The sequence below is a fragment of the Paenibacillus sp. J23TS9 genome, assembly GCF_018403225.1.
Classification (GTDB): domain Bacteria; phylum Bacillota; class Bacilli; order Paenibacillales; family Paenibacillaceae; genus Paenibacillus_AQ.
Genome location: NZ_BOSG01000001.1, coordinates 1145460 through 1169037 on the forward strand (window position 1 = coordinate 1145460; position 23578 = coordinate 1169037).

Genomic DNA, 23578 nt, shown 5'->3' on the forward strand with positions numbered 1-23578 from the left:
GATAAATTCTGTCGTAATGAAGTACAAGTATGCAAGATTTGTTGTCACTCAACTGGGCGAATGCACATACACTTATAAAGAAAATCAATTATGCAGGGAGGTAGGATCTTGGCTGTTATCAAAACGAACTCGGGGCAAACCAGGCTGCTCGCTCGTTTGATGAGGGCTGAAGCTGAAGGGGAAGGGAATCTTGGTATGCTGATGGTAGGTAACGTCGGCGTGAACCGCATCTTGGGAAACTGTTTGGATTTCAACAATATTCGCAGTATCCAGGATATGGTCTACCAAAGTCCAGGCGGTTTTGAAGCTCCGCAGAAGGGGTATTTTTATCAAAAGGCCAGGGATCAGGATATCAGGTTAGCTGAGCGCGCCATTAACGGTGAACGGTATTGGCCGGCTTCCAACGCATTGTGGTTTTTCCGTCCCACAGCTGAATGCCCGGCAACCTGGTACAATCAGGCGAATACGGGACGTTTTAAGGCACACTGCTTTTTCAGCCCTTCGAGTGAGAATTGCCCGAATGTGTATTAATTGAAGTGTGCGTAATTCCGAAATGTACTTATAAGGAGGATTATATGGTATGATGCCTCAACCTTTTCGTCCGGCTGCGTATAATATGGGAAATGGATATCCTGGTTTATCCGGAGGCGGCCAAGGCATGCCCGGAAGTATGACCATGGGAAGTATGGGCGGAATGGGATCCGTCCCTCCGCAAGTAACCAGCGGCAGTCCGATGGGTCCGATGGGAACGGTTATGCAAGCACCCCAGCAACCGCAATTCGAGCAATCTTACATTGAGAATATTCTGCGTTTGAACCTGGGGAAAACCGGAACCTTCTACATGACTTATGAAAACAACTCCCAATGGAATGCAAAAGTATTCACGGGAGTGATTGAAGCCGCAGGACGGGATCACATTATTATTTCGGAAAGATCGACAGGCCAGCGTATCGTTCTGCTGACTCTTAATCTCGATTACATTACATTTAACGAACCGCTCATATACCAGTATCCAGGTGTTATTGGAAACCCTGGTCAAGGTCGTTAAAGACATTATTTACTTACGATGAATCCATTTCATAACTCACTAAAACGATAAAATTGAAACTATATATAGACCAATAAAACCCTTTGGATCTATATATAGCCTTGATTGAAGCAGCCTAAGGTTTTATGAAATTGATTCGATATAAAATAATTTGTTGAAAAAAGCCGAAAAGGCCGTCTTTGCTGTCATAAATGACAGGGGACGGCTCTTTTAGCCTGTTAACCGGAGGTTTGCTTAAAAAACCATCCGGTCCCTGTAAAATACAGTCATACCTTGCTGTTTGACTGTGTAGTGTATAATTATATAATTAAAGATATGCAGCAAAATCATACACAGAGATAGGAGATGGATCCATTGGGAAGTTGACGGTGAACCCTTCATACATGCCTGGCATGGCTTACAACTTTACAATACGAAGGAGGTGTACCTATTTGCCGGTTAAGAAATACGGTGAATAGGAAGAAGATTGACTGACCCCTTACCGAGTTTGATGAATTTGATTTGGGTAGTGGTATTGGTAATACTGAATGGTTTTTTTGTATCCGCGGAATTCGCAATGGTGAAAATACGGAGCAGCCGTGTGGAAACCATGGTTGACGAAGGACGTAAAGGCGCATTATTCGCACAAAAAATCGTAAATAACCTGGATGCCTATTTATCTGCTTGTCAGCTAGGCATCACGCTCGCATCACTCGGACTTGGATGGCTTGGAGAACCTGCCATAGCAAGTCTCGTTAGACCTCTGATACATGCCTTGGGCTTTGGAGAAGCCGCTGTACACGGCATTGCCGTGGTCATTGCTTTTCTGCTGATTACGATTCTGCACATCGTACTTGGAGAATTGGCGCCCAAATCGATGGCGATCCGCAAGGCGGAAACTGTCGTCCTGATGTCGGCCGCTCCAATGGTGTATTTCAATAAGCTAATGTATCCTTTCATCTGGGTATTAAACGGACTCGCTAATGCTTTATTGCGCATGCTGCGCATCGCACCGGCTTCAGAATCGGATTCCGCCCATACGGAGGAAGAAATCCGGGTTCTGATGAAGGAAAGCAACAAAAACGGACTTATCGATAATACGGAGCTCGCACTGGTTGATAATATCTTCGATTTTGCCGAAACAACCGGTCGTGAGATTATGATTCCCCGTACGGAAATGATATGTTTGAATACACAAATGTCCCGGGAAGAAAATCTTGAGATTGCTTATGAAGGCATGAGAACCCGTTATCCTGTTTGTGATGGTGATAAGGATCACATTATCGGTTTTATTCATATTAAAGATTTGCTGCGTTCCACGGCGACTGAATACAATACTTTAATTCGTCCGATCCTTGCTGTACCGGAATCCATTCAGATCAGCGCTTTGCTGAAGCTGATGCAGCGGGGTAAGACTCAGATTGCCATCCTGATTGATGAGTATGGTGGCACATCCGGGCTTGTTACCCTGGAAGACATTATGGAAGAAATCGTCGGTGAAATCCAGGATGAGTTTGATGAAGAGCGTCCTGGAGTTGAAATGATTCATGAGAATGAATATTCGATTGACGGATTAATGCTCATTGATGAAGTGAACGACCGGTTCGGACTTGAACTGGACACGACGGACTACGATACTGTCGGCGGCTGGTTATATTCCCGTGTTGAGGCGATTCCTCCACAAAAGGGACAATCGGCTGAGCTCGATGGTCATATTTTCATAGTGGAAGAAACCGATCATAAGCGCATAGCAAGGATTAAGCTGCTGAAACCCCAATTGATGGTGGAGGAAGCGGGCGCATAAAGTGTAAAATATAAAAAGGAGACACGATGCAGTTTGCATCGTGTCTTTTCGTATTACGGATTATGAAGAAGAAATTGGAGCGGATTCGGGCCTGTTTTGAGGCGATGATAACACAATTTTATATAGCATTTGATAGAAAGGGATGGAATGCGCTAAAATGATCACGTTATAATATATTCAATTTGATAAAAAGAACTAAAGATGCATCGAGCCATTTCATCCATTGCAGCATAAATAAGGGGTTTTGGCATGTGGGTAACATAAACTTTAGTTCAATGTAGATTGAAGGGAGGATAAAGAGATTGAATTATAGCTTGGATATAAAATTCGAACCCGTTCATGAATTTATGAACAGCCTGCATTCCTACATATGCCGCAAATCACACAAAAAAATAGACCTCGCCCCTTGTTGGGCCATCGAAACCAAAGAAAAGCTAACACCTGAATTTGCCCAAACGCTTGATGACATGCTGATTAACGGAGACTGGAGTTTTGCCTATCTAATGGCGTTCCTTGTTCCAGAGGGCCTTGGTGTAGATGGTTTTTTATCTTGGTTTAGGCAATTAAGCATTCATCAACTTATTGAGCTATTCGAAGCAAATGGTAATGAATTCCCTGAGGATGACATTGAAGTTTTTCAGGAAAAAACAAGCTCCATGTTTCAGCAATGGTACGAGCAATATTTTAGATTTGTAGATCAGGAGATTCTGACTGCGCTCGAAAAAGAAAAAGTGGCGAGAGTCAACCGTCTGATTGAAGTTCAAGGAGAAGAGTTTGTAGACGAAACAACAAATGGAATGATCTTTAAACCAATACCTGGCGTGCAGGAGCTGCTTCTGGTTCCTCAGTATCATTTTCAACCGCTCAATATCGTTTCTCAATATGGTTCCAAGCTGATCTGTCATTATAACGCTCGAATTTATTTGGGGGATGAGGAACTGATTCCAACGCATGATCTGCGAACACTTCGGAGTCTTGGGGAGAAAAACCGTTTGAAAATTTTAAGGTTCCTGCATAAAGGTCCCCGTACATTCACCGAAATTGTGAGTCATCTTAAGCTATCCAAAGGAATCACCCACGATCACATCTCGAAGCTTCGCAGCGCAGGGGTGCTATATGCGCATTTTGAAGGGGAAAACCTGACGGAATACAGTCTGAGAAAACGTGCGCTCTATCAGGTTCAAGAGCGATTGATGCACTATATCGAGGAAGGATAATATTATAAGATATCACATGAGATAAGGCCTCCTGATTTGCTATTTGGCAAGCAGGGAGGTCTTTTTAATGTTCTCATTTTTCAATCGGATCAAGTAGTTCTTCAGGAGCACTTTTCACAAATAGAAAAAGTTACAGAAAATTACTCTGAATTATTTTCAGAAAACTTTTTAAGTTCTCTATTTACAGAACTACAAATGGTTTCTATAATAAACATTAATCAATGGTATCTTAAATCATACTTATCTTATAGGAATGATTAGTAAATCGGAAAAATAGGAGGTTGTTCTTTATGAAAAAAGGCGTTTATTTATTAACATCACTACTCATTGTTGGTTCCCTGGTGCTCTCGGCATGCTCGGATCAAAAGGATACGGCGTCATCCGGCAGTACAACACAAACCGAACAAGGCTCGAAAGATCAGCCGGCTGCAGCTCCAGGCGGAGAGTCCGGACTCAACGAACCTTTTACGGCAACGGATATGTCTAAGCTTCCAGCAGTTGCCAAGCAGCGCACGGATACGATTATCGTTGGTTTAACCGATCCGAGCGGTGCGTTCACACCATACTTTACACAAAGCGGATACGACGGCAACGTCAACTCGCTGCTGTTCGGATCACTGGTAACCGTGGATGAGAAGGGTCTTCCAATTCCAGATTTGGCTGAGAAATGGGATATTTCAGATGATCAGCTGACATATACATATCATCTTCGCAAGGATTTGAAATTCAGTGACGGATCTCCAATGACAGCAGATGACGTCGCTTTCACATGGACGATCCAGTTCGATAAAGCCTATGATGGTGACTCTATGGTTCCAACACTCCCTGTAAAGGGTGCGCAAGAATATAAGGAAGGCAAGGCTGCGAGCATTTCAGGCATCAAGATCATTGATCCACAGACGATATCCGTTACGCTGGAAAAACCTAATGCAACGGCACTGGTCATGTTAGGTGATAAGGTCTTGTCCAAGGCTTACTACGGTAAGGATTATAAGTTTGGCCAACTGGAATATATTAAGAAGCTTCATTCCACTCCGGTCGGTAACGGACCATACAAACTGGAGAAATTCATTCCGGGTCAGGAAGTCCGTTTCGTTGCCAATGAGAACTATTACAAAGGCAAACCGAAAACGGAGCATTTTATTTACAAAACCTCCGAAGGCGATACTTGGCAGTATCTCGAAACAGGTGAAATTGACTACTCTTCGTTCAGCGCCACCACGGAAAATATCGATAAGCTGAAGAGTCTTGGATTCGTAAATATCATCCCTTACACGCCAAGTACGTATGGATATCTGCAGGTGAACCTGGAGCATGAAGCACTGAAGGACAAGAAAGTACGCCAAGCGCTGACCTACGGACTGGATCGTAAAAGTATTTATGTGGATGCTAACCAAGGTGCAGGCTCCGTAGCTAACATTCCATCTTCACCTATTTCCTGGGCTTATACGGAAGAAGGGATCAATCCATACAAATTTGATACGGAAAAAGCCAAGCAGCTTCTGGAGGAAGCTGGCTGGAAGGAAGGCGCAGGCGGTATCCGTGAGAAGGACGGGAAGCAGCTCTCCATCCATTTCCTTGGATCCAAGAGCAAACAGACGGATATCTTCATTGCAGTAGCGAAAGAAAACTTCCAAGCCATCGGCGTGAAATTTGAACCTGAAGTATTTGCTGACTTTAACTCTCTGGTATCTAAAATGGAAAGCGGGGATTACGATCTCGTATCCTTCTCCACACCCATGCTGACGGATCCTTCGGACGGTTTGGTGCAGTTCCTGGACGGAGAGATTAAAGCCTACGACAATCCTAAGCTCAAAGAGCTGTATGAAAAAGGCTTAGCAACTTCTGATATTGAAGAACGCAAAAAAGTATATAAAGAAATCTTCCAGCTCCTGAATGATGAGCTTCCAATTATCTTTACGAACTATAAGAAAACCGTCTATGGGTATAATGGACGGATCGATAACTTGGCCGTTAGCCCGTTTGTTGGCTTGGCAAACAGTCTTCCAGACTGGTCGCTTAAGCCGGCACAATAATCCGTAAAAAACATTTCGTCCCTCGCCCCGAGCGCAGCATGGTAAACGGGCGGGGGACAATGCGATTAGGAGGCTAATGATGAGTGCTTATTTAACGAAACGGATCAGTTATATGCTGATTATCCTACTGGCTGCATCACTTTTGATTTTTAGCCTGTATGCTTTGACACCAGGGGATTACATCAGCAACAATATCAAGCTTAGCCCCGAACGCAAGGCGGAGCTGAGGGAAATCTACGGCTTGAACAAGCCGCTGCTCGAACGTTACGGCATATGGATGAAGAATGCGATTCATGGTGATTTAGGTTATTCCTTGGCACAACAGAAACCGGTTCTGACCCTGTTTAACGAATATATTTGGAATTCCTTTCTGCTCGCCATCGTGTCCACGTTTTTGACCTGGCTGATTGCCGTGATCGTCGGCGTCGTGTCAGCGTATAAGCAATATTCATGGTTTGATACGCTGATGACGATCCTTATTTTTGCAGCGATGTCTCTGCCATCGTTTTTTATCGGTTTATTCCTGATTAAAATACTAGCGGTCGATCTGAAGTGGCTACCACCAGGAGGCATGCTGACCACAGGCACCAATGCCGTGGGCATGGCTTATTTTAAGGAAGTAGTGCATCATATGACGCTTCCGGTGATTGTCATGACGCTGCTTGGCGTGGGTTCACTGAGCCGTTACTTCCGCAGCAGTATGATCGATGTCATTAAGCAGGATTATATCCGGACTGCACGGGCCAAAGGGCTTAAAGAGAGCAAAGTACTTTTCAGGCATGCACTGCGTAATGCACTCTTGCCGGCTATTACCTTGGTTGGGTTTGAGCTTCCGGCATTATTTGGCGGATCCATTATTATTGAGAAAATTTTTAACTGGCCGGGGATAGGCCAGCTGTACATGCAGTCCTTTGGACTACGGGATTATCCGCTGCTCATGGGGTTCACCATGCTAATAGCTATACTTACCGTTATTGGAACACTTATATCCGATGTGCTGTATCAAATTGCTGATCCGCGTGTCCGGCTGCACTAGAAAAGGGGGAAATATTTCATGTCACTGAACAGCACACCGCTGCCCGGGGCGATCGGGGCCAAGAAATCCTTGGCGAAATCATCCTCCTTATTTGGGCAGTCGATGCAAAAGCTGCTTAAGAATAAGCTTGCGATTACGGGGTTAGTGGTTGTCGTTATGATGTTGTTAGCTTGTTTTATCGGACCATTCTTCTCGCCGTACACAGATAATAAAGTGAATATGGCGATGATGAATAAGGCACCAAACCTGAAGCATTGGCTTGGAACCGATGCACTTGGAAGAGATGTACTGACACGTGTGCTTCAGGCCGGCCGCATTTCGTTGACTGTCGGTTTTGCGTCTATGGTACTCTCTGTATTTATCGGATCACTACTCGGAGCTATCGCGGGTTACTACAGAGGCATTGTGGATCAGGTAATTATGCGGATTGCCGATTTGCTGCTTACGATACCAGGTCTGCCGCTGTTGTTCATTGGAGGCTCACTGTTATCGGAATGGAAGGTACCAACCGAATATAGGATGTATATTGTAATGTTCATGCTTGGATTCGTAAACTGGCCTGGTCTGGCGCGCATGGTAAGAGGCCAGATGCTGAGTTTGCGGGAGCGCGAATTTATGCAGGCGGCAGTGGTTCTCGGGCTGCGTGACCGGCGTAAGCTGTTCAATCATTTACTGCCGAACATTTTCCCGCTGCTGATCGTCATTGCGACCTTAAATATCGGCGGCTCGATTCTGAGTGAATCCGTGCTCAGCTTCTTCGGTCTCGGAGTGATGGCACCGACGCCAACATGGGGGAATATGATCGATGCGGCTAATAATCTGATTGACTTCCAGGAACGCCCTTGGCTATGGATTCCTCCAGGCTTTTCCATCTTTGCGACAGTCATTGCCATTAATATTTTTGGCGATGGTCTCAGAGATGTTCTTGATCCTAAACAGAAGAGGTAGGTGGGAGACTTCCTATGAAAGATTTAATTAAAATAGACCATCTCAGCACTTATTTCGATAATGGCAATGGTAAGGTCAAAGCGGTTGACGATATCAGTCTGCGTGTGCGCGAAGGTGAAACCGTATGTATCGTAGGCGAGTCCGGCTGCGGAAAAAGCGTTACCGCAATGTCCATCATGGGTCTAGTCGAGGAGCCTGGAGGTAGGGTCGTCAACGGTCAAATCCATTTTGATGGAAAAGATCTGCTTCAGTTAAGTAAAAATGAACTGCGGACGATCCGTGGTAACGATATTTCGATGATTTTTCAGGAGCCAATGTCATCCCTGAATCCGGTTCTGAAGATCGGGGAGCAAATCATGGAGCCTTTGATCGTTCATCAAAATCTGAGTAAAAAAGAAGCGCGCGAGCGGGCTATTCAGCTGATTGAACAGGTGGGGATTTCGAGAGCTGGACAGATTGTGGATTCCTATCCGCATGAGCTGAGTGGCGGGATGCTGCAGCGGATTATGATTGCCATTGCCATATCCGGTAATCCAAAGCTGCTTATCGCCGATGAACCAACGACAGCGCTTGATGTTACCATTCAGGCTCAAATTCTGGATATGCTGCGACAGTTTAAGGAACAGTCCAACATGTCTATCATGCTGATTACGCATGACCTCGGCGTTGTGGCCGAGATGGCGGATTATGTTATTGTCATGTATGCAGGCAAAATTGTGGAAGAAGGCGAAGTCGTCAAGCTCTTCCAATCGCCAAAACATCCGTACACACAGGGTTTATTGAAGTCCAAGCCAGTCATTAATCAGCGCCAGGATGAACTATATTCCATTCCGGGTCAAGTACCGAATCCGCTTGAATTGACAGAATCCTGTTATTTTCATGACCGCTGCGAGCACTGCATGGATATTTGCAGAACAAAACAGCCCAAGCTGAGTGAAGTTGCCGCGCAACAAAAGGCTGCTTGCTGGCTGTATGAGGAGGCGGTCGTGCATGTCTGATGCATTGCTTGAAGTCAACCATCTTAAGAAGTACTTTCCGATCCAGAAAGGATTGCTGAACCGGACTGTAGGTCATGTGAAGGCAGTCGATGATATTAGTATATCGATTCAAAAGGGTGAAACGTTTGGCCTTGTCGGTGAATCTGGCAGCGGCAAGAGTACAGTGGGCAAGACCATTATTCGACTGACGGAAAAGACAGAGGGAGAGGTCAAGTTCAAAGGCGTCGATTTGTACAGCCTATCTCCTCAAGAGCTTCGCAAGATTCGCCCAAGCATGCAGCTGATTTTTCAGGATCCTTATAGCTCGCTTAATCCAAGGGTTCGGGTAGGCGATGCGATAGGTGAAGCGCTGCTGGATCATGGGCTCGTGCCCAAAGCAGAGGTCCGGGACCGTGTGCTCGAGGTGCTTCAATCATGCGGTCTGTCATCCTATCACATTAACCGGTTTCCGCATGAATTTTCGGGAGGACAGCGTCAGCGGATTGGCATTGCGCGCGCTCTCGTGTTGAATCCGGATCTAATCATTGCCGATGAACCCGTATCCGCTCTGGACGTATCGATTCAAGCTCAGATTATCAACCTGTTCCGCAAGCTGCAGGAGACACGTGGTCTAACGTACTTGTTTATCTCTCATGATCTGAGCGTGGTTGAGCATCTATGCTCCCGGATTGGGGTTATGTATCTGGGATCGATGATGGAGACAGCATCCCGGGATGAGCTCTTCAGAAACCCGCTTCATCCCTATACCAAGGCTTTACTATCGGCAGTTCCCATTCCTATTCCAAAGCTTAAACGTGAACGGATCGTCCTGAAAGGGGATATTCCAAACCCTGCGGATCCGCCAGCCGGATGCAAATTCCATACACGCTGTCCATTTGCTGTAGGACGCTGCAAGGAAGAAGTACCTGTATTCCGCGACGCGGGCGGAGGGCACTTTGTAGCTTGTCATTTGGTATGACGTACCGAGATATCATTATCAAAGGCATAGTCCGAAATGGACTATGCCTTTGATATGTTCACGTTACGCTTCTTGTATATGTATAATTTTCACTTGATGCCATGTCTGACTCCAATTTTTCTTCATTACACGTCTTTCGTAAATTTCCGCATGATCTTTGGATTGTACATAGTAGGGAGTGGATCTTACCGTCATATCGATCACATCCTGAATTCCATGTGGAGCTGTCAGAATTAATTGGTTATGTTCACCTAAAGTTAGTCCAAGTGAGGTCACTGTCTCAGGAAAGTTCGCAATAGCATCCACCGAGGAGGTGAAAGGAGGCATATTGTTGATGAGATGCATTCGGGCTTCGTTTTTCACAGACCAGGGGACATGAGGGTTGATCGAGAACAGCTTCTTCTCCAGTTCTTTTTCAACAGCTTCATCGCAGCAGTTTGGGTCAAAATAGACGACATCAACGTCCGGCAGTGGAGTCCGATCTGAAAATTCATGCAGAACATCCCAAATTTTCGAACGAACAAATCCCGCACATACCCACCAATCCGGAAGCTGCAACGTTTTGGCAGTATATAGAATATCCATCATCCATGTATCTTCTTGGACGAGTTGAATGATGTCCCGCTCATTTTTTATGATCAAAACGATCCCTCCTAGAACGAATATGACTATTATAAATCAATAGCTGGAGACAGTGAAAAATAAATCTATCGAAATTCATAAAAAATTCTTTTAAAAAGTCGTAACTTGTCTGCTTCTAAAACGTTATATGAGGTGTATTCCAATATTACCCATATAAGGACAGGTGAGAGAATGAAGAAATCTAATTTTCGCAAACTTCTATCCATGACCGTTGCTGTCTCCGCGCTCAGCATGCTGCTGGCTACCGGGGCAGGAGCCGAATCGTACGCCGCCGACAATACTTCTACTTCTTCTGCAGTGATTGAGCCGGGTGCTCTCACACCACCTCCACCAACAGAGTTTAGTCCTCTCAGCATTAGCGGAAACTACCAATATTTGGCCGCGGGTAATGCAACGATTAGCGCGATCGGTAACGGGCAGCTTCGGATTAATGCAGACACGGCAGCAAAATCTAGCGTGGATACCATTAAAGCCTATGTATCTCTGCAACGTTATACAGGTACAAGTTGGGTTGATGTATCCAATACGACTTTCTCAAAAAACAACACCGATTTTGTAGTTGGGGATGCGCTCTTTACTGGCGTTAAAGCCTTCTATTATCGTGTTGCCTGCACGCATTCGATTAACAAGGGTGGACTCTACGAGCAAAGCATCGAATATTCGGACTTTGTTTTAGCTTACTAATTTAGAAATAAAGAAGCGGCGAACTTTTCAGTTCGCCGCTTCTTTATTTCGTACTAAGGGATTTGCATCAATGATTTATACACTTCGACCAACTCATTTTTCTGAAGATTGCTGGAAAACTGAATGATCAGCGATTGATGGGCTCCGAGTAATTGATTATATACACCCGGGCTATAATATAATTCATCATTACCTAACTTTAATTTTTCTGTGTCTATGGGAACCGTTGAAATGGTTGATTGATAGGTTTTTAATTTCATGATGTGTATCCAAAGTACATGCTGCTCTTTATCGGTGTATTTTAATGAAATCCTGTCATATTTGCTTCCATCTTCTGTTGGAAAGGAAAGGGTGTAATTTTCAAAACTATATTCTTCAGGCATCTGATTTATTTCAGGCAGTACGAATGATAGTTTGGATTTTAATTCCTCTCTGTTAGGAGGTTCACTTACACTGTTTCTAACTTCCGATGACTCCAAACGGGCAAAATTGTCATTCTCGCCTTCCGGACTGAAATATTTTTCCGGTAATTCCGTTTTGGGAGTAACTAGATTTGAAGGAACTTCACCATTTCTGATAATGATATTCATCATGCCGTTACCCAAATCGACGACAGATTTCATGATAGGGGAGATAGCTGTAGTTACGCCAGGAGGACTGAATAATATAGCTCCCGCGATAAATGAAGCAGCAACAATGCCGCTGAGCTGCATACGACGTCTACGTTTGCGCTTTTGGTTAATCTGTTCAATTTCAGCCTGAACCTTTTTCCAGGATGCTTTCTTGCTTTCGTCGGACGTTAACGAGGATGAAGAAACCGCTCGGTCGAAAGCGACCTCAAACCATTCTTCATATTTTTCGCTTTTCATCCTTAATCCCCCACTCTTTAAACAGCATTTTTTTGATACTTTCACGGGCTCTGAAAAGACGCTGTTTAACGACGTCTTCGCTCAGATCCAACATATTAGAGATTTCTTTGTAGGTGAGGCCTTGTTTCCACCTGTATTCGATCAGTACGCTGTATTCAGGCTTCAATTGCTGAAGGTATTCCATGATAGACTCTTCAATTAGCATGGTTTCTACTGTGTTTTCTACCGATATCGGAGACTTGGAAATTTCCTCTTTATACATAAAAACACCTTCAACATCCAATTGGTTACGGTAGTTTTTATTTTTTCGCAAATAATTAATGGTTGTATTTTTGGTAACTACTTTAAGCCATGCTCGCAATTTGCCCTCGTTCTCAAAAATGGGCTTGTTTCTAATAACTTTAATAAAAGATTCCTGTATAATATCCTCGGTAGCCGCGTGATCTTTAACGATATAGAGAATCATGCCATAAGCAAAATCATAATATTCATAATATATTTCTTCCTGCAAATCCTGACTGACATCGCTGAAATCCGCCGTCGCAAGAAGTCTGATCATATTGGACATGGTAATCCCCTTCCCGATAACCCCGTTCTTTTGGTTATTCGCTTATATTCTATTTTACAATATTTATGGCAACTTAGCCTAATATTTGGTATTGAAATTTTAGGAGAACAAAAGCATGAAAATGAGATAAGTAAAGCAATGCCGAGATAACGTTTCAAATATATGCCTTTTGCTCGGCAAAAAGTCATTTTTTCGGAATATTCCGCACACTATGCCTGAAATACGCCAATCCCCATTTTACTTACATCCCGTTCGGGATTACGATTCCACAAAGAACCAGAAACAGGGGAGACATGCACCATGGAAGGATATAAAAGAAAAACGCCGGAGCAAATTTTGGAGGATATTCGAAGGCTTCAACGCGGCAATCTGAAAATTATCATCGGGGCCGTCAGCGGCAGCGGCAAAACCTATCACATGCTGCGTGAAGGCCAGATTTTACAAAACCAAGGCATAGATGTTGTCATCTGCGCGGTCTCAACACTCAAACGTCCGGAAACGGTCAGGCAGCTTGCTGATCTGGAGCGGGTGCCCAGTATCCACTGGATGGATCAAGACAAAGAATCCAAGGATCTGAATTTGGAGGGGCTGCTGGTACGCAATCCCGAGGTTGTTCTTGTGGATGGACTAGCTCACCGGAATCGTAAGGAAGCCCTTTTTCCGAACCGGTTGAAGGATATAGAGTTTTTGCTTGAAAAAGGGATCAGTGTTATTACGACGCTTAATGTATATGAACTTGAGGGAGTTCATGAGCTGGCAAGAAAGTGGACGGGGATGGAAGCGAGAGAGACCGTTCCCCTGGATACATTGAGTCAGGCTGATGAGGTCCGGCTGATCGACGTTACGCCTGAGACGCTGATCGCAAGGCTCCAGGAAGGGCATCTGGAGCAGAGCATGGATAGGGAACTCTTCACACGCAAGGCTTTGGCCGTGCTTCGGGAAATGTCACTGCGGCTCGTAGCTGAGGATGTCAATTCGACCCTGGAAAAGCACCGGGATGAGCAAGGACTGCCTGGGCCTTCCGGTGCCTCGGAACGGATTCTGGTCTCGGCGCAATATCACTGGAATGGTTCCATCTATATCAGGAGGGGGCAGCAAATCGCCAAGCGATTGAATGGAGATTTGCTGGTTGTAATTTTCATGCTTGATCAGAGCAAGCTCACGAAGGAAGCTTCAGCCTTCAAGCGTTCATTGCAGAAGATGGCTAAAAAGACGGGTGCTTTAATAGAGGAACTGCCCCTACGCTCAACCCGCCAGTTTGCTGAAGCTTTAATCCGTTATGCCGTGGATAAAAAAGTCACACGTATTGTGCTCGGTCATTCTAAAAAAAGCAGCTGGCAGGAATTTTGGCAGGGATCGGTAACCGATGGGATATTAAAACGGGCCAAAGGCATTGATATTTTCTGGGTCGCAGACCGCACGTCTCAGGGCGGGCCGAGAATTTTGCCCACACGCAGGCAGCAGCCGGAAGAGAATGATATGTACCATCGGCTCAACAAAGAAGAAATGGAGAAAAAGGTTGAACGAATGAAACGTGGACGCTTTAAAATTTATATCGGCGCGGCTCCCGGTGTCGGTAAGACTTATACAATGCTCCATGAGGGTAATGAAAGTCTCCGTAAAGGAGTAGATGTGGTCATTGGATGGTTGGAAACACATGGGCGTGCGGAGACGGCTGATCAGGTGGAGAGCCTTTATATGGTTCCTGCTCTACAGATTCCGTATAAAGGAACGGTTCTGAAAGAAATGGATGCTGTGGCCATTATTGCACGTAACCCGGAGCTGGTACTGGTGGATGAGCTTCCGCACAGCAATGTTCCCGGAAGTATTCACAAGAAAAGATATGAGGATATCGCGTTTCTATTGGAGCATGGAATATCAGTGATCACGACTGTGAATGTTCAGCATCTGGAAAGCCTGAATGATGCAGTGGAGCAAATCACGGGCATACGTGTACAGGAAACGGTACCTGATTATATTCTGTCCATGGCGGATGAAGTCGAATTGATTGACGTCACCCCCCAGTCGCTGCAGCAGCGGATGAGGGACGGGAAAATATACGCGGCAGACAAAGTCGAGCAAGCACTGAGCTCTTTTTTTAAAACCGGAAACCTGATTGCTTTACGAGAGTTAGCCCTTCGTGAAATTGCTGACGATGTGGATGAGAGGCTGGAAGCCTGGGAAAGGCGGTTTTCACTGCGGGGACCCTGGCGCAAAGAAGAGGCTATTTATGTATGCATCCTGCCCGGCTCCAATCATGAGCGTCTGATCCGGCGCGGGTTTCGTATTGCATACCGATTGAAAGCCACATGGTATGTGAATTATATTCAGACGGAAACTCTTTCGAAAGAAGATGAACAGTTAAAAATAGATGCTTGCCGCAAGCTCACCGAGAGCTTCGGCGGTTCCTTCGATACGATGTCCGTGGGAGCCTGGAAGGAAATTCCGGATTTCGTTATGGATAAGACAAACCAAGTGAAGGCGACACAAATTATTGTCGGTCAGGCGGTAAGCGGTCAATCGATGCGTCGCCGCAAAGTCATTCGCGAGCTGATCCGCCTGGCACGGGATATTGACGTTCTTCTGGTATCCAATCCGGAAAGCTTTAGCTGATCCAACCCTACCATCATTGCTAGTGCAAATGAGTAAACTTAAGTTTACTATATCGTTTTCGTAAACCTGCATAGCGTGGTATATTATTACAAGCAGTGTATTTACGATTTCGATACCCAAGAGGAGGCAATCATGGAGACACAAAATGCAGCATATGAAGGCGACTTTCATGGCGAACATGCCATCTGGCTGAAGCATGGACAATACGAAGCGGCGGTTCTGCCCGAACGGGGCGCAAACCTGATCTTATTCCGCGATCTTGAGAACGGTTTCCGGTATTTACGTGAACCGGAAGCAAACGAGATGGAGGATTTCATTGCAAATCCAGGTATCTATGGTATACCGGTTTTGTTTCCGCCCAATCGTTTTGATGGAGGAAAGTTTGCCTGGGAGGGTAAAGTCTATGAGCTTCCAGTCAATGAGACGGATCGCGGCAACCATCTGCATGGCTTCATGCATCAGCTGCCATGGGCTGTCGATTACATAAAGGGAGACGAATATGAAAGTGTGGTTGTTCTATCCCAGCGGGTGAGAGACGGCCATCTTTATAAACAGTACTTCCCGTTCGAGTTTACCATTTCGCTGCGTTATACCTTGAACGGAGAAGGTTTGCAGCAGCATGTTACCGTAACAAATGACGGGCAAGAGAGAATGCCGAATTTGCTGGCATTCCACACAGCGATTAATGCACCGTTTGTCCCTGGAAGCGCAGCATCGGACTATACGTTTAAAATGACGATCGGACAGCGCTGGGAAATGACTGAACGAATGCTTCCGACTGGACAATTCCAGACGCTTAGCGAAGAGGAAGAATTGATGAAGACGGAGGGTGTCAGCCCGTATTTTGCCTCCATGGATAACCATTACACGGCAGTCCCGCAAGATGGGCGCAATCGGATGGAGCTGACAGATCAACGCACGGGTGATGTACTTGTCTATGATGTTGGAACAGCATATAAATATTGGATGATCTGGAACAACGGAGCGGGCGGGAAATTCTTCTGTCCGGAACCACAAATTAATCTGGTGAATGCACCGAATATTTCAGACATACCAGCCGAGGAAATGGGGCTTCTTGGGCTAGAGCCTGGCGAGAGATGGGAAGAGACCAGTTCCTTCTACGCAATCAAGCGCACTAAATAAATTATACCTTCTCAATAACACAGAAGACGTAAGAAACCGCCTTTCCGGATAGGAAGGGCGGTTTTTGTTCTTACTCGCTTAATTGGAACCCGCAGCCACGGCAGAAATGGTCTGCCTGAGACGCTGGCTCGCCACAATTTGGGCAGAAGGCTGCTTTTTCGGTATGAGGGCTTTGCACGGCTGCAGGCTGTACAACGACAGTTTGAAACTGCTGGCCGCAGAAAGGACAGTAGGATGCGTCTGCCGGCAGCATTTTACCGCATCCGCATTCCTTGAGATTTTGTAGATGCTGAATTTTGCGGTTCAGATCTTCGATCTCTTGTTCCAGACCAAGTATGGCTTCACGGTACTTTGTAAACTCTTCATTCGGAATAAAGCTGGATTCCGTTTCAAGCGAACGATATACAATTCGCCCTATTTCCGTATAGTTTTTTTCAATATCCTTTTCTTTGGATGACACCTGGAATTTCAGTGACGTGGACTCCACGGTTTGCTGGGCTTTTTTGCCCGCGTCTGACACACCCTGTTTGAGCTTGTTTAAAAAGTTGGACATAACGGTGGTTCTCCTCCTTCACCCGTTCTGTATCCATCTTTTCTTTACGTACAAGAGAGAGGAACACGGGGGTCCTCCCGGCTTACCCGCTTATGGATACCTTTTGGTAGTTATAGTGTATGGCTCATCTTATGGCATTATAACCGAGTAACTGGAAGAGGGAAATACCTGTTTTTTTGATCCATTCAAGCGGGTGTTAAAGCTGTACATATGGAAAATATCCATGTGGAATGTTCATCTGAAAAAAGTTCAGGGGAGCAAATAATTAGTGACATATAAGTTGTCACCAATAGCCTGCTATAATAGGGATAAATTCATGAAAAAGGGGGTGCCGCGCTTGAAAAAGATGGACCGCTTAATGGCTATTATCATGGCCTTGCAGCATGGCAGCCAGACGGCAACCGTACTCTCGGAAAGGCTGGAGGTGTCCCGCCGCACGATTCTTCGTGATATCCAGACTCTGTCGGAGATTGGTGTGCCTCTCGGGGCGGCGAGCGGTCCAAACGGCGGTTATTCACTGATGGAAGGTTTTCAGCTTCCACCCCTTCAGCTAAGCTCCAGAGAAGCTTTATGCGTGTTGTTTGCGCTGCAGGGTTTAACTGGGTATACGGATACTCCGTTTAATGGAGAACGATGGACGGTAATGGACAAAATAAGGAGCATTCTTCCACAGGATACATCACTGAGCATTGCTCCGCTTCTGAACAGCATGGAAGTCGAGGTTCCGAAAAGGGTCTACAACATTCCCCATCTGGAATTGCTGCTTGAGATGACAGCAAAAGGGAAATGGATATCTGTTTTTTATCAGTCCTTGAATCATCGGAGAAATCTGCTGATCAAACCCCTTAAGATATTTGCTGCCCACGGATTCTGGTACTGTGATTGCAACTCTAATACACATGGCGAGAACAGGCGTCTTCGTGTTGACCGGATGAGTGACATCGCTGAAGTTGATGCTCCAGAGGATTATGCCGAACCCGTAAGACTTCAAAGCCAAGTAAAAACAGTACATATCCGAGCCGAGCTAACCTACAAAGGTATGCTTCAGGTGGAACGGGACGAGCATGTTGGAGAACACATTGAACATGTAGGCGATGAACGCTGGATTGCAGACTTTCATCTGCCGGAAAGCGAGTGGGAGTGGGCCGTACAGTTATTTTTCTCGTTAGGTCTCGACGCTAAAGTCATCATGCCTGAAAAGCTGCGGGCTGAAGTCCGTCACAGAGCTGAACAACTGAGGTATAGATACGAACAAGCCAGTACAGAGGAGAGTTAATGATATGAATGAAAATATTCATACTGAAGTGATGATAAATCATTATGAAGAGGCAGTGGAATACATCGAACAGGTTGGCATACTGCCGCTGGCCTCCCTAATCCCAGACTATCCTTCTCTTGAAAGCATCACTCCGAAAGACAGCTGGCACAGCGATACAGAGGACGATCCATGGAGTTGGCGTACGCGGTTTCCATTGGAAGGGAAGGCTGCCTATGGAAAATTCTTTAAGAAAAAAGCAGTATTTGTCTCTTCTGAATGGTTTCCTTGGGTGTACACCTGTCTGAGCATGGGAACGGACGCTGAAAAATGTTATAGGGATGGCCTGTTATCCAGAACAGCATGGCAGCTGTATCAGCTCATTGATACCGAGCAAGGAATCGATACACGTATGCTGCGGGAGCGTGCGCTGATGAAGGCGAAGGAGGACAAGAAGGCTTTTGATCAAGCGATCATTGAACTGCAGGAATCTCTGTTTATCGTCATATCCGGCGTGAAGGCCAAGGTGAATGAGATGGGTGAGGTGAATGGCTGGAGCAGCACTTCCTATGAGACTGCGGAGAATTGGATGCGGCAGAACGGAATCAAGAAGAATAACCGCACGAAGGAAGAAGCACGCGAAGAATTGCTCACCCGGTTAGGTGAGAGAAGCAGCGATAAGGCGCTCATGTCTTTCAAAAAAATATTCAATTCCTAGGAGGTTGTTCCCTTGAAACTATCGAGTGCTCAGTTCATGAAAGCACGTGACTTTATTTATGCCAATGGCAGGCTGCTGGACCGCAGACGGTTTGAATATCATTTTGAACAAGGCAGAGCGGCTTCCGTTGCAGACGCGCTTCGTCCCTATCAGAATGCCGATGGCGGCTTTGGTAACGCACTGGAACCGGATATGCGCACACCCGGAAGTCAGCCTATAGCCACGGAGTATGCCTTAATGACGATGGAAGAGATCGAATTCTTTGATCCGGATATGATGAAGGGCATCTTGAAGTATCTTGGAAGTTCATCGAGAGTGGAAGGCGGCTTTCCGCGAGCGGCTATGAGTGTGAACGAATACCCTCACGCTCCTTGGTGGAATACGGAGGAAGACGGGTCTGGATCACTTAATCCCACAGGAAGGATTCTGGGGATATTATCGAAGCATCAATTAATCTCAGATTTGGAGAAAGAAAAGTGGTTTGCGCAGAGTGTTGACTTTGTATGGCAAAGGATCCCGTTAGCAGATAAGACGGATTATCACGACCTGATCCAATGTATTTCATTTCTTGATTCAGCTCCAGATCAGCAAAGAGCAGCAGAGGAACTGAAAAGAGTGAATGAATGGCTCCAGCAGCCGGGGACTATCGAGCTGGATCCAGGGGCCGGAGGTTATGTACATAAGGTTCTGGAATGGGCTCCGACCCCGGGCAGCTACGCAAAGCAATGGATAACAGATGAGGATGTACAGCGTCATTTGGATTATCTGATCCAGCATCAACAGGAGGACGGAGGCTGGATGATGAGCTTTCCGGCACTGAGCACGGGTAACGAAGCCGAATGGCGCAGTCTGATTGCGGTAGATCGTTTGATTACATTAAAGGCATACGGCTGCCTCGAGTCACATTAAATCGATGGCATGACATTTCCGCCGCAAACCGGAATGTACGCACCCGTTATGTAGCTCGCCAGATCCGAAGCCAGGAAGAGGACCGTATTGGCAATTTCCTGATCGGTTCCACGGCGTTTAAGCGGAACATGCTGGGAATAGGATGCTTGATGCTCGCTATTATTTTCACGGTCTTTTTCGCTGATCGTCCATCCGGGAGCGACCTGATTGACGGTAATGCCATGCGCGCCAATCTCCTTGGCCAGTACCCGGTAGATTCCGTCCATGCCTCTTTTGCCAGCCGTGTAGGCAGACTGTCCAGGGAAGTTTTGCATGGCGCATTCCGTATTGATCCCGATGAACCGCCCTTGACCACGTTCCATCATTGCCGGTGCAAAGGTTTTGGCCAGATGCACACTTTGAAGAACGCAGGATTCGAACTGGCTCCGGTAATCCTCTAGCGGCTGCTCCAGTATACTTGTCCATTCATACTGGATGACGGCATTGGCTACCACAATATCAACCTTGCCTAAAGCGTTCACCGCAGTCTCGCTCATCAGCTGTACCGCTTGAAAATCCGTGATATCCGCCTGCACGGTGACACAAGCTCTGCCTAGAGCTTCAATTTCTGTCTTCAGCTCGGCAGCTTTCGCTGCGTTGCCATGGTAGTGCAGCACCGTATTTGCGCCGGCTTGGGCCAGTGTACGAGCCATGACACGGCCCAATTGACCGGTCGCTCCGGTGATCAATGCGGTTTTCCCCGATAAATCGATTGGAATCAAAGGATTCAGCTCCTCACATCATGAAATTGGTCTAATGGTACCACTGGGATTCATTAAGCGTCAATGAAAAGCAGATAAAAAGACCGGGCGATAATGCCCGGTCTTTTCAGGTACCTTAACGATCAGAAATATGGTCATTCCCTATTGCTGCATAATTGCGTTTATGCCCAATTCCCATTGACGAAAATCGATTCTTCCTTGCCGTCATGTGTAATACCGGTAATGTTCATTTCCGGTGATCCAAACATAAAATCGACATGGGTAATGCTTGCATTCATTCCGTGCGCGGCAAGTTCTTCCTCAGACATCGTTTTTCCGCCTTCGAGATTGAACGCATAAGAGCTGCCAATGGCGAGATGGCAGGACGCATTTTCATCAAAGAGGGTCGTAAGAAATAAAATATTGCTTTGGGAAATAGGCGAGTGGAAAGGAACCAGCGCCACTTCCCCGAGATAATGAGAGCCTTCATCCATCCCGATGAGACGGGCCAGGGTGTCTTGTCCTTCTTCAGCTGCAAAGTCTACGATCCGTCCATTCTCAAAGGTGAGCTTGAAGCGGTCGATAATATTGCCGCCGTAGCTCAGTGGCTTTGTACTGCTGACATATCCGGATACTCCGTTTTTCAGCGGTGCCGTAAAGACTTCTTCGGTAGGAATATTGGCTACAAAAGTAGTGCCTTGTTCGTTCACACTGCCTGCCTGAGCCCAAATATGTCCGACCGGAAGCTCAATTGTCAGGTCAGTTCCCGGAGCGACAAAATGAAGCTTTTGATATTTCTTACTGTTCAGCTCATCGGATTTGGCTTGAAGTGTATCAATATGTTTATGCCAAGCACCAATCGGATCTTCCTGGTCAGCGCGGACAGCATGGAAAATAGCATCCCACAGCTTCGCAACCTGTTCTTCTTTCGGAGCATCCGGAAATACCTTAGCAGCCCAATCGGGGGAAGGGAAGGCGACACCCGTCCAGCTCATTTTGTCGGATTGTTGATATTGGCGATATTTTGCCATAGCTTGTCCAAAGGTGCGTTGATTGCTGGCAATCCGTTCCGGACTGACACCTTTCAAGAGATCCGGGTTGGAGGAGATGACTGTCAAAAATGCCGCATTCTGTTCAGCCAGCTCTGTCCACTCACGCGCTTGGGCAGTTGGAGGGACCAGGAAGGATTCTTCCGGCGCCAAATCATATCTGAGGCGGGTAACGACCTCATCCGTATAATTGACTTTAACGAAATTCGCTCCGGCTTCATAGGCTTTTTTAACGATCAGACGCACGAGCTCTGCGGCATCGATTGCGGCACTAACGACAAGGGTTTGACCGGGCTGCACGTTGGCGCCGATTTTAACTGCGAGCTCCGCATAGTTGTTTAATTTGTCTTCAAAAGATAACATGGCAAAATCCTCCTAGAGTGTCGATGGGTTATTTTTCTATTGTAAATCAACCAAGGGTCAAATAGAACCATAACTTGTCCATTGATGGTGAAATGTATGATTTCTCTAAAAAATAGAGTCTTTCCCGCTGCTGCTGGAAAGACTCTATAGGACTCCAAGGGTTACATCTTATGCAGAAAAGGTAATACGGCATTGATGGTTTTTTGAAGTCAATCTTAAAATGCCCAGTTTCCTTGTTTAAATACAGGTTCTTCTTTTCCATCTGCTGTTACGCCGAAAATATCCATCTCACCGGAGCCGATCATGAAATCGACATGGGTAACGCTGGTATTCAGTCCATGCTCGCTGAGCTGCTCTTGATTCATGTTCTTGCCGCCTTCCAGGCAGAAGGCATAGGCGCTGCCGATTGCCAGGTGGTTGGAGGCATTCTCGTCGAACAACGTGTTGAAGTACAGAATGTTGGAATCAGAGATCGGCGATTGATGCGGAACCAGGGCAACCTCGCCCAGATAGTGTGAGCTTTCATCCATTTCGACCAGATGCTCAAGTACTTTTTGGCCTTCTTCAGCCTTGACACCAACGATTCGGCCGTTTTCAAATGTAATCGTGAATTGGTCGATAATATTGCCGCCATAGCTGAGAGGTTTGGTGCTGCTGACATACCCGTTCACGCCAGTCTTCAGGGGAGCCGTAAACACTTCCTCGGTTGGCATGTTGGCAACGAAGCTATGTCCATTTTCATTAAAGCTTTCGCCCGCAGCCCAAATATGGCCTTCAGGAAGCTCAATGGTTAAATCCGTGCCCGGAGCTATGTAATGCAGCTTTTTGTATTTCTTTTCATTCAGGAATTTGGACTTCTCATCCAAGGTTTCGAGATGCTTGGTCCATGCTTCCACAGGATTGTCCTGATCGACGCGCACGGTATGGAAAATCGCATCCCAGAGCTTCTGTATCCGTTCTTCTTGCGGTGCATCCGGGAACACTTTATCTGCCCACTCCGGCGATGGAACAGCAACCAGACACCAGCTGAATTTGTCAGCTTGCTGGTAAGCGCGGTATTTGGTCATAGCTTGACCTCTGGCTTTTTGATTCGCTACAATGCGCTCCTGTTTGATGCCTTTCAGGAGGTCCGGGTTCTCGGCAAGCACATGCAGTACGGCGGCTCCCTTTTCCACAAGCTCAGTCATTTCGCCAGCGTACCATTTTGGTGATTCGGAGAATACTTCCTCAGCTGCATGTTCGTATTTCAGGCGGGTGATCTTTTCATCATTCCAGTTCACGCGTACATCGCTGGCACCAGCTTTGTATGCCTTTTCGGTGATCATGCGTACGAACTCTGCCGATTCGATAGGTGCGTTAACGACCAGAATTTGTCCTTGTTGGACATTGGCACCGACTCTGACTGCAAGATCGGCATATTTGTTTAGATTGTCTTGGAAATTTGCCAT

Annotated in this window: 22 protein-coding genes; 15 read left to right on the forward strand and 7 right to left on the reverse strand. The window is 46.2% G+C overall.

The genetic code is table 11. From position 1 onward, the window contains the following. Positions 1 to 108: 108 nt before the first annotated feature. From KJS65_RS05575 to KJS65_RS05615, 9 genes are all read left to right on the forward strand, one after another. On the forward strand, positions 109 to 531 hold the full coding sequence (locus KJS65_RS05575; RefSeq protein WP_136605860.1) for a cell wall hydrolase: 423 nt from the start codon (positions 109 to 111) through the stop codon (positions 529 to 531). A gap of 49 nt (positions 532 to 580) precedes the next feature. Then, the gene (gerQ, locus tag KJS65_RS05580; RefSeq protein WP_211147005.1) at positions 581 to 1048 is read left to right on the forward strand and encodes a spore coat protein GerQ; all 468 of its coding nucleotides are present in this window, start codon (positions 581 to 583) and stop codon (positions 1046 to 1048) included. 490 nt (positions 1049 to 1538) lie between these two features. Further along, positions 1539 to 2831: a hemolysin family protein gene (locus KJS65_RS05585; RefSeq protein ID WP_213650653.1), complete on the forward strand. Its 1293-nt coding sequence runs from the start codon at positions 1539 to 1541 to the stop codon at positions 2829 to 2831. Positions 2832 to 3133: 302 nt separating this feature from the next. Continuing rightward, positions 3134 to 4048 (forward strand): ArsR/SmtB family transcription factor, encoded by a 915-nt coding sequence (locus tag KJS65_RS05590; protein WP_244864387.1) that lies wholly within the window; start codon positions 3134 to 3136, stop codon positions 4046 to 4048. Positions 4049 to 4338: 290 nt separating this feature from the next. Beyond that, on the forward strand, positions 4339 to 6084 hold the full coding sequence (locus KJS65_RS05595) for an ABC transporter substrate-binding protein (protein ID WP_213648936.1): 1746 nt from the start codon (positions 4339 to 4341) through the stop codon (positions 6082 to 6084). Between the two features lie 79 nt (positions 6085 to 6163). Further along, on the forward strand, positions 6164 to 7120 hold the full coding sequence (locus KJS65_RS05600) for an ABC transporter permease (protein ID WP_213650655.1): 957 nt from the start codon (positions 6164 to 6166) through the stop codon (positions 7118 to 7120). 18 nt (positions 7121 to 7138) lie between these two features. Then, positions 7139 to 8068 (forward strand): oligopeptide ABC transporter permease, encoded by a 930-nt coding sequence (gene opp4C, locus KJS65_RS05605; RefSeq protein WP_213648937.1) that lies wholly within the window; start codon positions 7139 to 7141, stop codon positions 8066 to 8068. A gap of 14 nt (positions 8069 to 8082) precedes the next feature. Next, positions 8083 to 9066, forward strand: coding sequence for an ABC transporter ATP-binding protein (locus tag KJS65_RS05610; protein ID WP_213648938.1), 984 nt, complete (start codon positions 8083 to 8085; stop codon positions 9064 to 9066). Continuing rightward, complete coding sequence (locus KJS65_RS05615; protein WP_213648939.1) at positions 9059 to 10024, forward strand: ABC transporter ATP-binding protein; 966 nt, start codon at positions 9059 to 9061, stop codon at positions 10022 to 10024. The genes KJS65_RS05610 and KJS65_RS05615 overlap by 8 nt, the downstream gene beginning before the upstream one ends. 63 nt (positions 10025 to 10087) lie before the next feature. On the opposite strand, the gene KJS65_RS05620 is transcribed toward KJS65_RS05615, so the two are convergent. Continuing rightward, positions 10088 to 10666 carry a nucleotidyltransferase family protein gene (locus KJS65_RS05620; protein ID WP_213648940.1) on the reverse strand — a complete coding sequence of 193 codons (579 nt, stop codon included), beginning with the start codon at positions 10664 to 10666 and terminating at the stop codon, positions 10088 to 10090. A 204-nt stretch (positions 10667 to 10870) separates the two neighbouring features. Between KJS65_RS05620 and KJS65_RS05625 the strand changes: the two genes are divergently transcribed. Beyond that, positions 10871 to 11350: a hypothetical protein gene (locus KJS65_RS05625; protein WP_213648941.1), complete on the forward strand. Its 480-nt coding sequence runs from the start codon at positions 10871 to 10873 to the stop codon at positions 11348 to 11350. Positions 11351 to 11403: 53 nt separating this feature from the next. Here the strand turns inward: KJS65_RS05625 and KJS65_RS05630 are convergent, their stop codons facing one another. After that, positions 11404 to 12219 carry a hypothetical protein gene (locus KJS65_RS05630; RefSeq protein WP_213648942.1) on the reverse strand — a complete coding sequence of 272 codons (816 nt, stop codon included), beginning with the start codon at positions 12217 to 12219 and terminating at the stop codon, positions 11404 to 11406. Beyond that, positions 12200 to 12787 carry an RNA polymerase sigma factor gene (locus tag KJS65_RS05635; RefSeq protein WP_213648943.1) on the reverse strand — a complete coding sequence of 196 codons (588 nt, stop codon included), beginning with the start codon at positions 12785 to 12787 and terminating at the stop codon, positions 12200 to 12202. The genes KJS65_RS05630 and KJS65_RS05635 overlap by 20 nt, the downstream gene beginning before the upstream one ends. Before the next feature lie 300 nt (positions 12788 to 13087). On the opposite strand from KJS65_RS05635, the gene KJS65_RS05640 reads away from it, so the two are divergent. Then, positions 13088 to 15400, forward strand: coding sequence for a histidine kinase (locus tag KJS65_RS05640; protein ID WP_213648944.1), 2313 nt, complete (start codon positions 13088 to 13090; stop codon positions 15398 to 15400). Between the two features lie 132 nt (positions 15401 to 15532). After that, complete coding sequence (locus KJS65_RS05645; protein WP_213648945.1) at positions 15533 to 16543, forward strand: aldose 1-epimerase; 1011 nt, start codon at positions 15533 to 15535, stop codon at positions 16541 to 16543. Between the two features lie 70 nt (positions 16544 to 16613). Here KJS65_RS05645 and KJS65_RS05650 read toward each other — a convergent pair whose 3' ends face one another. Then, entirely contained in the window at positions 16614 to 17096 is a 483-nt protein-coding gene (locus KJS65_RS05650) for a double zinc ribbon domain-containing protein (protein ID WP_213648946.1), read from the reverse strand. Between the two features lie 346 nt (positions 17097 to 17442). Here KJS65_RS05650 and KJS65_RS05655 point away from each other — a divergent pair, with 346 nt between their 5' ends. From KJS65_RS05655 to KJS65_RS05665, 3 genes are read left to right on the forward strand one after another with little or no spacing between them, the layout of a single operon-like run. Beyond that, positions 17443 to 18372, forward strand: a complete 930-nt coding sequence (locus KJS65_RS05655; RefSeq protein ID WP_244864555.1) for a helix-turn-helix transcriptional regulator — start codon at positions 17443 to 17445, stop codon at positions 18370 to 18372. Positions 18373 to 18376: 4 nt separating this feature from the next. Further along, positions 18377 to 19069 (forward strand): AlkZ-related protein, encoded by a 693-nt coding sequence (locus KJS65_RS05660; RefSeq protein WP_244864388.1) that lies wholly within the window; start codon positions 18377 to 18379, stop codon positions 19067 to 19069. Between the two features lie 12 nt (positions 19070 to 19081). Beyond that, a complete protein-coding gene (locus KJS65_RS05665; protein ID WP_244864389.1) occupies positions 19082 to 19978 on the forward strand; it encodes a hypothetical protein in 897 nt (298 codons plus the stop codon). Here KJS65_RS05665 and KJS65_RS05670 read toward each other — a convergent pair. From KJS65_RS05670 to KJS65_RS05680, 3 genes are all read right to left on the reverse strand, one after another. Continuing rightward, complete coding sequence (locus KJS65_RS05670; RefSeq protein ID WP_213650658.1) at positions 19975 to 20736, reverse strand: SDR family NAD(P)-dependent oxidoreductase; 762 nt, start codon at positions 20734 to 20736, stop codon at positions 19975 to 19977. The two genes, KJS65_RS05665 and KJS65_RS05670, sit on opposite strands and share 4 nt — an antisense overlap. A gap of 164 nt (positions 20737 to 20900) precedes the next feature. Beyond that, the gene (locus tag KJS65_RS05675; RefSeq protein WP_213648948.1) at positions 20901 to 22130 is read right to left on the reverse strand and encodes an aminopeptidase; all 1230 of its coding nucleotides are present in this window, start codon (positions 22128 to 22130) and stop codon (positions 20901 to 20903) included. A 215-nt stretch (positions 22131 to 22345) separates the two neighbouring features. Further along, positions 22346 to 23578, reverse strand: coding sequence for an aminopeptidase (locus KJS65_RS05680; protein WP_213648949.1), 1233 nt, complete (start codon positions 23576 to 23578; stop codon positions 22346 to 22348).